The organism is Mesorhizobium sp. PL10 (assembly GCF_053714315.1).
In genome coordinates this window covers 434468-448251 of record NZ_JBSKBR010000002.1, presented here as the reverse complement: position 1 = coordinate 448251, position 13784 = coordinate 434468, and the positions used below count along the sequence as shown (strand labels likewise).

The window sequence follows — 13784 nt, the reverse complement described above, 5'->3', positions numbered from 1 at the left end:
CGAAAAGGGCCGCAAGCTGACAATCGCTTGGTGCAGGCTGCAATCGAGTCGATTTTTTGTTGATTGGCGGATCAATAAAAAATAATCTGCGGGCAAAGAGCCGGGAACAACAATGCCGAAAGTCGGAATGGAGCCGTTGCGCCGCAAGGCGCTCATCGACGCGACGATCTCGGCGATCGGTGAGCGCGGCTCGCTTGACGTGACCATGTCGGAAATCGCCGGCCGCGCCGGCGTGTCGTCGGCATTGGCGCACCACTATTTCGGCGCCAAGGACGAACTGCTGTTGGCGACGATGCGGCACATACTGGCCGAACTGACGATCGACATGCGGCGCGCGCTGCAATCGGCCGGTTCGCCGCGTGAACGCGTTTCGGCCGTTGTGGCCGTCAATTTCTCCGACATCCAGTTCCGGCCGGAAACCATCGCTGCCTGGCTCGCCTTCTATGTCGAGGCGCAGAAATCATCGGCCTTGCGCCGGCTGCTCAGGGTCTATGCGCGGCGGCTGCATTCGAACCTGATGAGCGGGCTGACCGGCATCCTGGCCAGGCACGAAGCCGACCGCGCGGCGGAAGCAACCGCAGCGTTGATCGACGGCCTCTACATCAGGCGCGCGCTGAAGGACGGCGTGCCAGACGCAGCCACCGCGATCGCGCTGGTCGAGGATTATCTGGAAACCAAACTCGGCGGGCGACAGTGACCGGCAAGCGACCCAACATACTGATCGTCATGGTCGATCAACTCAACGGCACCTTGTTTCCCGATGGGCCGGCGGACTTTTTGCACGCGCCGCATCTGAAGGCACTGGCAGCGCGTTCGGCACGCTTTGCCAACAACTACACCGCATCGCCGCTCTGCGCGCCGGGCCGCGCTTCGTTCATGAGCGGTCAGTTGCCGTCGCGCACCGGGGTCTATGACAATGCCGCCGAATTCATCTCCTCGATCCCGACCTTCGCCCACCATCTGCGCGCCGCCGGCTACTACACCTGCCTGTCGGGCAAGATGCATTTCGTCGGGCCGGACCAGATGCATGGTTTCGAGGAGCGGCTGACGACCGATATCTATCCCGCCGATTTCGGCTGGACGCCGGATTATCGCAAGCCCGGCGAGCGCATCGAATGGTGGTACCACAATCTGGGTTCGGTGACAGGAGCAGGCATCGCCGAGACGACCAACCAGATGGAATATGACGACGAGGTCGTGTTCCTGGCGACGCAAAAGCTGTACCAGCTTTCGCGCGATCAGGACGACGCGGAACGCCGGCCCTGGTGCCTGACCGTCTCGCTGTCGCATCCGCACGATCCCTATGTGGCACGCAAGCAGTACTGGGACCTCTACGAGCACTGCCAGGCGCTGGATCCGGAAACCGGGTTCATCGCGCATGACGACCAGGACGCGCATTCGCAGCGGCTCTACCATGCCAGCGACTATCCGTCCTTCGAGATCACCCCGGAGCAGGTCCGTCGCTCGCGACGCGGCTATTTCGCCAACATCTCCTATGTCGACGACAAGCTCGGCGAGCTTCTGGACGTACTGAAGCGGACACGCATGTCCGACGACACAACCATCCTGTTCTGCTCGGATCACGGCGACATGCTGGGCGAGCGCGGCCTCTGGTTCAAGATGAGCTTCTTCGAGGGTTCGGCCCGCGTGCCGCTGATGATCGCCGGCAAGGGCGTTCCGGCCGGGGTGATCGAGGCGCCGGTCTCCAATCTCGACGTCACGCCGACGCTATGCGATCTCGCCGGCATCGACATGAGCGCGATCGCGCCATGGACCGACGGCCAGTCGCTGCTGCCGCTTACCAAGGGCGAGCGGCGCACCGCCCCGGTGCTGCTCGAATACGCGGCGGAAGGCTCCTACGCGCCGCTGGTGGCGATCCGCGACGGCCGCTACAAATTCATCCATTGCGAACTCGACCCGCCGCAACTGTTCGACCTCGAAGCCGATCCGCTCGAGCGCGTCAATCTTGCCGCCGATCCGGCGCATGCCGAGCTTGTGGCTGCTTTCACGAGAACGGTCCGGGCGCGCTGGGACATGGCGGTTTTCGACGCGGCCGTGCGTGAGAGCCAGGCGCGCCGCTGGGTTGTCTACCCCGCGCTGCGCAACGGCGCCTACTACCCCTGGGACTTCCAGCCCCTGCAAAAGGCCTCTGAGCGCTACATGCGCAACCACATGAACCTGGACAATCTCGAAGAGAGCAAGCGGTATCCGCGAGGCGAATGATGACCATTCTTGTACCATCCCTCGACCACCTCAAGCAGGCCTATGCGGTCACCTCGCAGGCAACGCAGATCACGCCTTTGCTGGAATCTGCGGCACTCGCCAAAGAGACGGGTGCGGCGCGCGTTTTCATCAAACCGGAATCGCTGCAATGGGCTGGCTCGTTCAAAGTGCGCGGCGCCTATTGGCGGCTGAAGCGTCTGTCGCCTGATGAAGCGAAGAAAGGCGTCGTCGCCTATTCCTCGGGCAATTTTGCGCAAGGGCTGGCGGCCGCCGGCCAGGCGCTGGGCATTCCCGTCACCATCGTCATGCCGATCGACGCGCCAGCCGCCAAGCGCGATGCCACTGCTGGCTATGGCGCGCGCGTTGTGCTGACCGATCATGGCGATCGCGCCCGTGAAGAGGTCGCTGCCGCCAAGGCGCGCGAGATCGCCGAGACAGAAGGGCTGGCTTTGCTGCATCCATTCGACGATCCGGAGATCGTTGCCGGCCAGGCCGGCGCCGGGCTCGAAGCGCTCGAGCAACTCGAGGCGAAGGGTGCCAGCGCTGACCTGCTGTTCTGCTCGGTCGGCGGCGGTGGGCTGATCGGCGGCGTGTCGCTCGCCTTCCACTATCTGTCACCGGCAACCCGGATCATCGGTGTCGAGCCGGAAGGGTTCAACGGCATGGGTTCATCGCTGGCGCATGGCGCCATCGAGACCATGCCGATCGCGCCGAAGTCGATCTGCGACGGGCTGATGTCGCGGCGGCCGGGCGATGCGCCCTTCGCGGCGGTCAAGGCCGCCGGCGTGCGCGGCATCACTGTCGACGACGCCTCGGTCCGGCGCGCCATGAAGATCGCCTTCGAGCGGATGAAGCTGGTGCTCGAACCATCGGGCGCCGCATCATTGGCGGCGCTGCTCGACGGCAAGGTGGATGTGGCGGGTAAAACCGTCCTGGTTGTGGCTACCGGCGGCAATGTCTCGCTCGCCGATTTCATGGCGCATATGAACCATGCTTGAAGCAGATTTCGTTATCATCGGCTCCGGCTCCGCCGGCTCGGCCATGGCCTACCGTCTGTCGGAAGACGGTAGGCATTCGGTCATCGTCATCGAGTTCGGCGGCACCGATATAGGCCCGCTGATCCAGATGCCGTCGGCGCTGTCCATCCCGCTCAACATGAGCCTCTACGACTGGGGCTTTGCCAGCGAGCCCGAGCCACATCTCGGCGGCCGCGTGCTGGCGACGCCGCGCGGCAAGGTGATCGGCGGCTCATCCTCGATCAATGGCATGGTCTATGTGCGCGGCCACGCGCGCGACTTCGACCACTGGGCCGAAGAGGGTGCGACCGGCTGGAGCTTCGCCGACGTGCTGCCCTATTTCAAGCGAATGGAAGACAATGATGGCGGCGAGGACGGCTGGCGCGGTCACGGTGGCCCGCTGCATGTCCAGCGCGGCCCGCGCAAGAATCCGCTCTATGGGGCCTTTGTCGAGGCCGGCCGCCAGGCCGGGTTCGAGCTGACCGACGACTATAATGGTTCGAAGCAGGAAGGCTTCGGGCCGATGGAGCAGACAATACGCGGCGGCCGCCGCTGGTCGGCAGCGAGTGCCTATCTGAAGCCGGCTCTCAAACGGCAAAATGTCAGCGTGGTCAAAGGCTTCGCCCGCCGCGTGATCATCGAGAATCAACGCGCCGTCGGCGTCGAGATCGAAGCTCACAAACAGATTCAGGTCGTTAAGGCACGACGTGAGGTGATCGTTGCCGCGTCGTCGATCAATTCGCCCAAGATCCTGATGCTGTCCGGCATCGGCCCTGCCGCTCATCTCGCCGAAAACGGCATCGAGGCGATTGCCGACCGCCCCGGCGTCGGCCGCAATCTGCAGGATCATATGGAGCTCTACATCCAGCAGGAATCCACGCAGCCGATCACGCTGAACTCGGTACTCAACCCGTTCTCCAAGGCGCTGATCGGAGCGCAGTGGCTATTCTTCAAGACCGGTCTCGGCGCCACCAACCATTTCGAGGCGGCGGCCTTCGTACGCTCTCAAGCCGGCGTCGACTACCCCGACATCCAGTATCACTTCATCCCGGCGGCGGTGCGCTATGACGGCAAGGCGGCGGCGAAGGCGCACGGCTTTCAGGCGCATGTCGGACCGATGCGTTCGAAGTCGCGCGGCTCGGTGACGCTGCGCTCGCCAGACCCGAAAGCGACGCCGGTCATCCGCTTCAACTACATGTCGCATCCAGACGACTGGACGGAGTTCCGCCACTGCATCAGGCTGACCCGCGAGATCTTCGGCCAGAAGGCTTTTGACAGCTTCCGTGGCAAGGAAATCTCGCCGGGTTCGCATGTCCAATCGGACGAGGATCTCGACGCCTTCATCCGGGATCATGCCGAGAGTGCCTACCACCCGTGCGGCACCTGCAAGATGGGCCGCGCCGATGACATCATGAGCGTGGTCGATCCGGAGTGCCGGGTCATCGGCGTCGAGAGCCTGCGGGTCGCGGACTCCTCGATCTTCCCGCGCGTCACCAACGGCAACCTGAACGCGCCCTCGATCATGACCGGCGAGAAGGCATCCGACCACATTCTCGGCCGCACGCCGCTGGCGCCGTCCAACCGGGAACCCTGGATCAATCCGCGCTGGCAGCTGTCGGACAGATAGAGCATGATCCGCCGGACAATTTGAGCCTGCCTATTGGGCGAAGACGATTTTTGGAGACTTCCCATGCGCGCCCAGCCGACGGCTTCGCACTATGTCAATGGCCGCTACATCGAGGATGAAGGCGGCGCGCCTCTGCTGGTGATCTATCCGGCGACCGGCGAGATCATCGCCACGCTGCATTCGGCGACACCGAACGTGCTGGAGCTGGCGATCGAGGCCGCGCGTGCTGCGCAACCCGCCTGGGCACGGATGAAGCCGGTGGAGCGCGGCCGCATCCTGCGCCGCGCCGCCGACATTCTGCGCGCCCGCAACGCCGACCTCGCCCGCATCGAGACACTCGATACCGGCAAGGCGATCCAGGAAACGCTGGTGGCAGATGCGCCCTCGGCCGCCGATTGCCTTGAATATTTCGGCGGCGCGGTCGCTGCCTTCAACGGCGAGGCCATCGACCTCGGCGGACCCTTTGCCTATACGCGGCGCGAGGCGCTCGGTGTGTGCGTCGGCATCGGCGCCTGGAACTATCCGATCCAGATCGCCGGCTGGAAATCCGCGCCCGCGCTCGCCATGGGCAATGCCATGGTGTTCAAGCCGTCGGAGAATACCCCGCTGTCGGCGCTGGCGCTGGCCGAGATCTACTCAGAGGCCGGCCTGCCCGACGGGCTGTTCAATGTCGTGCAAGGCTATGGCGATGTCGGCGCCGGGCTGGTTGGGCATGACGTCGTCGCCAAGGTCTCGGTCACCGGCTCGGTACCGACCGGCCGCAAGGTGCTGTCGCTTGCCGGCTCGAAGATGAAGCACGCGACGATGGAACTGGGCGGCAAGTCGCCGCTGATCGTCTTCGATGATGCGGATCTCGAAAACGCCATTGGCGGCGCCATGCTCGGCAATTTCTATTCCACGGGCCAGATATGTTCCAACGGCACGCGCGTCTTCGTGCAGAGCGGCATCCATGACCGCTTCGTCGACCGGCTGGTCGAGCGGACGAAAAAGATCCGCATCGGCGATCCGCTCGATCCGGAGACGCAGATGGGACCGTTGGTGAACAAGGGGCAGCAGGAGAAGGTCGTTTCCTACATCGCGGCCGGCAAACAGGACGGCGCGACGCTCGCCTGCGGTGGCAACGTGCCGGCGCTGCAAGGTTTCGATGGTGGCTTCTTCGTCGAGCCGACCGTGTTCACCGGCGTGACCGACACCATGCGCATCGCGCGTGAAGAGATTTTCGGGCCGGTGATGAGCGTGCTGAAATTCGACGGCGAGGACGAGGTGATCGACCGTGCCAACGACACCGAGTTCGGCCTTGCCGCCGGCGTCTTCACCCGCGACATTCGGCGCGCGCATCGGGTGATTGCCGAGCTGCAGGCCGGCACGTGCTGGATCAACGCCTACAATCTGACGCCGGTGGAAATCCCGTTCGGCGGAGTGAAGCAATCCGGCATCGGCCGGGAGAATTCGCTGGCGGCGCTGGCGCTCTATTCGCAGTTGAAGGCGGTGTATGTGGAGACCGGGGATGTGGCGAGCCCGTATTAGGGCTTCACCCCTCCACCGTCCCGTCCAGATACTGCGTCAGTGCGCAGACCAGATGGTAGAAAATGCTGGCCGGCACGTCCGATGCCAGTGAGCGACCGCGTTCGTCGATGCGGTCGATCCACAGGCCGAGCGGGGCCGGGTCGATGTGCCAGCGGAACAGCCGGCCAACGCGCGCCTCGATCTCTGGCTTGAGGTCGGGGCCGCCAGAACCATCCAGCGCAATCGCCGCCTTGATGGCTTCGGCCTGTGGCCAGCTGCGCGACACGAGGTCGAGCGGCATGCCTTGCCGGGAGACCGCGCCATAGGCAAGGCCGGTGGCGCGGTTGAGGCCGTTGGCGATGGCCGAGGCATAGAGTTTTCGGGCAAAATTGCTCAACTCGCTCTGGCCGCTGCGGGCGGCAAAATCCGTAAGCAGCGAGGCCCATTCGAAATGATGGCCGGGCTCGGTCCATGTGCCCCTCTCGCCGGCGGCCGGCTTCCATCCTGCGTCGAAAAATTCGCCCAGCGTCCAGCTCTCGGCATCGAAGAAATGGCTGCGGAAGAGGTCGATGATGCGGGCGGCGCGGCGCAGATAGGTGCGGTCGCCGGTCGCCTCGTACCAGGCAAGGAAGGCTTCGAGCAGATGCATATGCGGGTTGGAGTGCCGTTCGCCCTCGCCGTCGGGCGTTTCGAGAAACCCGGTCATGCGGCTGTCCTCGAGATGTGTATCGAGGAACGAGAAGGTTTCCTCACCCAGCCGAAGCGCATCCGGGTGGCCGCAGATATGCGCATGCGCGAGTGCCAGGAGCACGCAGGAATGGTCGTAGGCATCCTCGGTGGCGTCGGCGACGGAGCCGTCGACATTGAGCGTGCGCACCCAGCCACCGCGATCGGTGCGGCCCTTGCCGGCCATGAAGGCAATGCCATGGCTAATCATGCGGTCGGCCGGACCATCCCAACCACGCGCCTTGGCTACGGCGAAGGCATAGACCTGTCTGGCGGTGGTGCGCATGCGCTTGGGCTTCAACAGCGGATTGCCGTCGAAACCCAGCGCCTCATGAAAACCGCCATGGCGTTCGTCGACGCCAGCCGTAGACCACAGCGGCAAGGTCTCCTCGAACAGCCAGTGATGCACACGCCGCCGCCAGGCGCCGCTTTCGATCACGCGGTCATGCGCAGGCGTGAACCTGGTTTCCAGCCGGCCCGATTTCTCCAGCTGCTCGACGATCTTCTTCACGTGCTGGCTGTGGCTCACCGGAGCGACAAACGTGGCGTCAGCCGTCGAGACGATGGCAACGTCCTTCATGCCGATTGCCGACAACAGCCGTCCGTCGCTTCTGATGTAGGAGTTCTCGCAGTCGATAGCGACGACATCGCCGACGACGACATTGCCCTTGGCGTCGGCAGGGCCGACATCGAGCAGCGACTGCCACGAGCCGAGATCGTTCCAGCGGAAGCCGGCCGGCACCATGGCGATGTCTTTTGCCCGCTCCATGATGGCGTAGTCGATCGAGTTCGACGGGATGGCGGCGTAGAGGTCGAGCGGCATATAGAGGCCGGACAGATCCGACGTCGCCGCTTTGTAGGCCGCTTCCGTGGCCTGCCAGATATCGGGCTGGAAGGCCGCAAAGGCGTCGCGCATGGCGCCGGCGCGAAACAGGAAGATGCCGGTGTTCCAGTAGAAGGTGCCCGCCTTGAGGTAGCTTTCGGCGGTCGCCAAGTCGGGCTTTTCGACGAAGCGCGAGACGTCGAAGACGCCGCCGCTTTCGGCTGCAACCTCGATATAGCCATAGCCGGTTTCGGGCTGTGTCGGCTTGATGCCGAACACGACGAGACGACCGGCAAGCGCTGCCTGAGAGCCCGCCTCGATGCTTTGCCAGAACTGTTTCGGCGTGGCGATCTCATGGTCTGACGGCACCACCAGAACCAGGCTGTCGCCGAACTCCGACAATGTACGCAGCGCAGCCAAGGCAACAGCGGCGGCGGTGTTGCGGCCGGTCGGCTCGAACAACGGACCGCCGCCTGAGAGGTCAAGACCGGCAAGGTCGGCATGGACGCGCTCGGCATGGCGCTCGGCGGCGATCAGGAAGATCGGCGTCTCACCTTCCGGCCGCGCCGTCAGCCGACGCAAGGTCTTGGCCAGCATCGAGCCGTCGCCGGAAAGATCGTGGAACTGCTTTGGATTGTCCTCGCGCGACAGCGGCCAGAGCCGCGAGCCGACACCGCCACTCATGACAAAACTGACAATGCACTCGGACATGAAGGGCCCAATCAAAAGGTCTGGTTATAGGCGCCGACTTCAGGATTGCGGCGCAGCACGGCGTCGACGGCCTCGAACATCTGGCGGCGGCGGGCCGACGATACCGGGCTTTCGACAACCACGACAAGCTCCGGCTTGTTCGACGACGCCCGCACCAGGCCCCACGTGCCGTCCTCGGCCACGACACGCACGCCGTTGACGGTGATCAAGTCTGATATCTTCTGGCCGGCAAGGCTGGCGCCTTCCCGCTGCATGGCCTGGAAGTCCGCCACCACACGTTCGACCACGCCGTATTTCACCTCGTCGGCGCAATGTGGCGACATGGTCGGCGTGCCATAGGTCAGAGGCAGTGCGCGATAGAGATCGGCCATCGAACGCTTTGGGTTGCGGTTGAGCATCTCACAAATGGCGATCGCGGTGATAAGGCCATCATCGTAGCCGCGGCCGATCGGCGGGTTGAAGAAGAAATGGCCTGATTTCTCGAAGCCGGCGACAGCACCGAGCTCGGCAACGCGGCGCTTGATGTAGGAATGGCCGGTCTTCCAGTAATCGGTGACGGCGCCATTGGTGCGCAGCACCGCATCGGTGTTGAACAGCCCGGTCGACTTGACGTCGACGACGAAGGTCGAGCCGGGATACTGGCTGGAAATGTCGCGCGCCAGCATGACGCCGACCTTGTCCGCAAAAATCTCGTTGCCTTCATTGTCGACCACGCCGCAACGGTCGCCGTCACCGTCGAAGCCCAGCCCGACATCGGCGCCGGTCTCCAGAACCTTGTCCCTGATGGCATGCAGCATCTGCATGTCCTCCGGGTTCGGATTGTAGCGCGGAAACGTGTGGTCGAGCTCGACGTCGAGCGGGATCACCTCGCAGCCGATGCGCTCAAGCGCCTGCGGCGCAAAGGCGCCGGCAGTGCCATTGCCGCATGCGGCCACAACCCTGAGCTTGCGCGCGATGTGCTTGCCGCCGACGAGATCGTCGATATAGGTCTCGCGAAACCCGGAGACGAAATCGTAGGAGCCGCCTCCGACAAGATCGAAATCGCCCGACAGCACGATCTGTTTCAGTGCGCTCATCTCCTCCGGCCCGAAGGTCAGCGGCCGCGCCGCGCCCATCTTGACCCCGGTCCAGCCATTTTCATTGTGAGACGCCGTGACCATGGCGACGGACGGTGCGTCGAGGGCGAACTGGGCGAAATAGGCCATCGGCGAGAGCGCCAGGCCGATATCTTTCACCCGTGCCCCAGCAGCCATCAGGCCGGAGACCAGCGCCAGCTTGATGCCGAGCGAATAGGCGCGGAAATCGTGGCCGGTAACGATGTCTGGTCCCGCATCAAGACGGCGAATCAACGTTCCCAGCCCCATGCCGAGCGCCTGGACGCCGATCAGGTTCAGTTCCGGCGGCTGCGCCGAGCCGGCATGGCCGAACCACCAGCGCGCATCGTACTCGCGAAATCCGGACGCCTTGATGAGCGCCTCGGTTTCAAACTCGAAGCTGTTGGGCCGGGCTTCGCCTACGATTTTCAGGGGCAAGACAGCAGAGCTCCAGGCGGTGGAAATACAATTTATCGAGGCTGCGACCTAGCACACAAGGCTTTAAGCGGGGTTTATCCCGGGGAGGAAATCCAAGCTTTGCGGCGATGCCCGACGAAAGCGAAGGAAATGCGACAGAAGCGCTGCCATTGCCGCTTGCAGGAACGGGACGCGGCAGCTATAAGCCCGCGGTCTGGTCACGGAGTGTAGCGCAGCCTGGTAGCGCACCTCGTTCGGGACGAGGGGGTCGCAGGTTCAAATCCTGCCACTCCGACCAGAAAAAACAGACACTTAGGTGTCCGTTTCTCCCGACACCCCACAAGATACATTAAAGGCGAACCGGGTCGCATCGGCGGCCGGTGTCGGCATTGTATTTTGACGAGACAACCATCTGCGCTACCTCGATAATAGGACAACCGCCGAGACAGCGGCCCGGAACGAGGTTTGCGGAAGATGAAATTGTTGATTTCAAGCGCGGGCCGGCTGTCAGCGCTGCTTGCCCTGTCGCTGGCGGGAGGCTGCTCGTCGCTGGGCGGCACGGTCAACCCGGCGAAATACGACAGCATGTCCTGCGCCGAGCTCAACAATGCTGTGGGCGACATCGCGCGCGACATCTCGCAGACCGCCATCACCCGCGGCAAGGTCGCCAACACCAGCGTGCCGAACTGGCTGCTCGGCGGCGCACGTGTGAAGACCGCCGTCGCCAACCGAGAGACGGCCAGGATCGAAAAGCTGAAGCAGCAAGAAGATGCGCTCGTCGTGGCAAGAGCCAACAGATGCCCCAGGTCAGCGGGCTAAGCGAACTGGGCCCGGCCCCGACGATCTGCTTCCCGTCACGTCTCAAGCACTCAACCGGAACCGCGTGACATCGATCGCAGCGTTCATCAGCGTCTGCGTATAGGCGGCCTGCGGGTTGCTGAAGATCTCTTCGGTCGGGCCTTCCTCGACGATCTTGCCTTGCTTCATGACGATGATGTAGTCGGCCATGGCACGCACGACCGCAAGGTCGTGGCTGATGAAGAGGTAGGACAGTTCGTGGTCGGCCTGCAGCTTGCGCAGCAATTCGACGATCTGTTTCTGCACCGACCGGTCGAGCGCCGAGGTCGGCTCGTCCAGCACCACCAGTTTGGGCTTCAGAATCATGGCCCGCGCGATGGCGATGCGCTGGCGCTGGCCGCCGGAGAATTCGTGCGGATAGCGGTTGCGTGCGTTGGGATCGAGGCCAACCTCGAGCAAGGCCTCGACCGCGCGTTGATCGCGTTGCTTGCCGGACAGATTCGGCTCATGCACCAGAAGCCCTTCGGTGATGACCTGGCCGACGGTCATGCGCGGCGACAGCGAGCCGAACGGATCCTGGAAGACGAGTTGCATCTCGCGCCGCAGCGGCCGCATGGCCTGGCGGTCGGCGGTGGAAATGTCGCGATCCCCGAAGCGGATGACGCCATCGCTGGGCAAAAGCCGGAGCAGTGCGCGACCGAGCGTCGATTTTCCCGAACCGGATTCACCGACGATGCCGATGGTCTGGTTGCGCTTCAGCCGGATCGAAATGTGGTCGACAGCGCGTAACAGTAGCGGCTCGCCGGCGAGGAAGCCGCCGCCGATCTTGAAAGTCACTTCGACATTCCTGCCTTCGAGCAGCACCGGCGCATTGGCTGGCGGCGGCGCCTTGGTGCCGGTCGGCTCGGCGGCCAGAAGCATTTTCGTATAGGCATGCTGCGGATTGGCGAACAGGGCCTCGGCCTGGCCCTCCTCGACCACTTCGCCATAGCGCATGACATAGACGCGGTCGGCGAAGCGCCGGACGATGCCGAGATCGTGGGTGATGAAGACGATGGCCATGCCGAGCTTGCGCTGCAATTCGGCGAGCAGCATCAGGATCTGTGCCTGAATGGTGACGTCGAGCGCCGTCGTCGGCTCGTCGGCGATCAGAATGTCGGGGTCGTTGGCCAGCGCCATGGCGATCATGACGCGCTGGCGCTGGCCGCCCGACATTTCGTGCGGATAGGATTTCATCCGCCGCTCGGGATCGGGAATATGCACCAGCCGCAAGAGCTTGAGCGCCTCTTCGCGCGCCTCGGCCGCGTTCAGCCCGCGATGCTTCCGGATCGGTTCCATCAGCTGGTTGCCGATCGAATAGAGCGGATCCAGCGAGGTCATGGGCTCCTGGAAGATCATGCTGATCTTGGCGCCGCGGACCTTGTTGAGGTCGGACTTGCTCAGCGTCAACAGGTTGCGGCCGCGATAATCGACGTGACCTGTCGCCTCGCCGTTGGACGCCAGCAGGCTCATCGCCGCCATCATCGTCTGGCTCTTGCCGGAACCGGATTCCCCGACCACGGCAACGGTTTCGCCCGCCTTGACGTGAATATTGATGCCCTTGACGGCTTCAACCGCGCCGTCGAGCGTGCGGAAGCGGACGCGAAGGTCCTTGACGCTGAGGATCGTTTCGGGAGTTCCCATCTCAACGGTTCCCATCTTTATCGATCTCTCGGGTCGAGCGCGTCGCGCAGGCCGTCGCCGACGAAATTCAGCGCAAACAGCGTCGAGACGAGGAAGAAGGCCGGAAACAGGAGCAGCCAGTTGGCGGTGCCGATGTTCTTGGCGCCGACAGATATCAGCACGCCCCAACTGGTCATCGGCTCCTGCACGCCAAGGCCGAGGAAGGACAGGAAGCTTTCCAGGATGATGACCTGCGGCACCAGCAGCGTCATGTAGATCACCACCGGTCCGAGCAGATTGGGGATGACATGGCGGATCAGGATGCCGCGCTGGCCGACGCCCATGGCTTCGGCCGCCTGGACATATTCCTGGCGGCGTATCGACAACGCCTGGCCGCGCACGATGCGCGCCATGTCGAGCCATAGCACCGCCCCGACGGCTAAGAACATCAGCACGAAGTTGCGGCCGAAGAACACCACCAGCATGATGACGAAGAAGATGAAGGGCAGCGAATAAAGCACGTCGACGATGCGCATCATCACCTCGTCGATCTTGCCGCCGGAAAAGCCGGCTGCCGCCCCGTAGAGGACGCCGATGACCACGGCAACAATGCCGGCAAGCAGGCCGATGGCCAGTGAAATGCGACCTGCCATCAGCGTGCGGGACAACAGATCGCGGCCGGTGTTGTCGGTGCCGAACAGGAAATATTGCTGCTTGACCGACGCGCTCATCGTCACTTCGAGACCGTCGGGCGACTTGCTCTCTATCCTGGTGTCGTCGAAGGCATCGGAGCGGTCGAGGTAGCGGATGTTGCGCTCGTCGATCGGCTTGGTCGAGGTAACGGTGACGGTGATGCGACTGCCGTGCTGTTTCCACTCCTTGATGTCGACGCGCATACGCTTGATCGCATCCGTCAGCGCTGTCTCGATCATGTCGGCCTTTGGATAGGCTGAGAAGCTTGGCGGCGTGCGCACATAGTCGGCATAGATGGTGGTGTATTGATGCGGCACAAACCAGGGCCCGAATATGCTGATGACGCCGATGAAGGCCAGATAATAGAGGCTGAACATGGCGGCGCGGTTGGCTTTGAGCCGCGCCCATGCATCGCCCCAGAGCGAGCGGCCGACGACGACCGGCGGAGCAGCGGCGGCTGTGATGTCAGTCATACCGCACCCTTAGTC

At 63.6% G+C, this 13784-nt stretch carries 10 protein-coding genes and 1 tRNA gene; 7 read left to right on the top strand and 4 right to left on the bottom strand.

The features are described from left to right. The first annotated feature begins 112 nt into the window (after window positions 1-112). The 5 genes from betI (at window position 113) to betB (ending at window position 6393) form a co-directional block, all read left to right on the top strand. Window positions 113-697 carry a choline-binding transcriptional repressor BetI gene (betI, locus tag ACWGTO_RS05720; protein WP_454573882.1) on the top strand — a complete coding sequence of 195 codons (585 nt, stop codon included), beginning with the start codon at window positions 113-115 and terminating at the stop codon, window positions 695-697. Further along, window positions 694-2223, top strand: a complete 1530-nt coding sequence (gene betC / locus ACWGTO_RS05715; protein ID WP_454573881.1) for a choline-sulfatase — start codon at window positions 694-696, stop codon at window positions 2221-2223. The genes betI and betC overlap by 4 nt, the downstream gene beginning before the upstream one ends. Then, complete coding sequence (locus ACWGTO_RS05710; protein WP_454573880.1) at window positions 2220-3221, top strand: threonine/serine dehydratase; 1002 nt, start codon at window positions 2220-2222, stop codon at window positions 3219-3221. The genes betC and ACWGTO_RS05710 overlap by 4 nt, the downstream gene beginning before the upstream one ends. Then, entirely contained in the window at window positions 3214-4866 is a 1653-nt protein-coding gene (betA, locus tag ACWGTO_RS05705) for a choline dehydrogenase (protein WP_454573879.1), read from the top strand. Before ACWGTO_RS05710 ends, betA begins: the two co-directional genes overlap by 8 nt. Window positions 4867-4929: 63 nt before the next feature. Beyond that, the gene (gene betB, locus ACWGTO_RS05700) at window positions 4930-6393 is read left to right on the top strand and encodes a betaine-aldehyde dehydrogenase (protein ID WP_454573878.1); all 1464 of its coding nucleotides are present in this window, start codon (window positions 4930-4932) and stop codon (window positions 6391-6393) included. A 4-nt stretch (window positions 6394-6397) separates the two neighbouring features. Here the strand turns inward: betB and ACWGTO_RS05695 are convergent, their stop codons facing one another. Both ACWGTO_RS05695 and ACWGTO_RS05690 read right to left on the bottom strand, forming a co-directional pair. After that, window positions 6398-8632, bottom strand: coding sequence for a mannose-1-phosphate guanylyltransferase/mannose-6-phosphate isomerase (locus ACWGTO_RS05695; protein ID WP_454573877.1), 2235 nt, complete (start codon window positions 8630-8632; stop codon window positions 6398-6400). Between the two features lie 11 nt (window positions 8633-8643). After that, window positions 8644-10164 (bottom strand): phosphomannomutase/phosphoglucomutase, encoded by a 1521-nt coding sequence (locus tag ACWGTO_RS05690; RefSeq protein WP_454573876.1) that lies wholly within the window; start codon window positions 10162-10164, stop codon window positions 8644-8646. A gap of 200 nt (window positions 10165-10364) precedes the next feature. On the opposite strand from ACWGTO_RS05690, the gene ACWGTO_RS05685 reads away from it, so the two are divergent. Further along, a tRNA-Pro gene (locus ACWGTO_RS05685) sits at window positions 10365-10441 on the top strand. Between the two features lie 176 nt (window positions 10442-10617). Next, the gene (locus ACWGTO_RS05680; RefSeq protein WP_454573875.1) at window positions 10618-10962 is read left to right on the top strand and encodes a hypothetical protein; all 345 of its coding nucleotides are present in this window, start codon (window positions 10618-10620) and stop codon (window positions 10960-10962) included. Window positions 10963-11004: 42 nt separating this feature from the next. Here ACWGTO_RS05680 and ACWGTO_RS05675 read toward each other — a convergent pair whose 3' ends face one another. Both ACWGTO_RS05675 and ACWGTO_RS05670 read right to left on the bottom strand, forming a co-directional pair. Then, entirely contained in the window at window positions 11005-12624 is a 1620-nt protein-coding gene (locus tag ACWGTO_RS05675) for an ABC transporter ATP-binding protein (protein WP_454573874.1), read from the bottom strand. A 17-nt stretch (window positions 12625-12641) separates the two neighbouring features. Next, complete coding sequence (locus ACWGTO_RS05670) at window positions 12642-13769, bottom strand: ABC transporter permease (RefSeq protein ID WP_454573873.1); 1128 nt, start codon at window positions 13767-13769, stop codon at window positions 12642-12644. Between the last annotated feature and the right edge of the window lie 15 nt (window positions 13770-13784).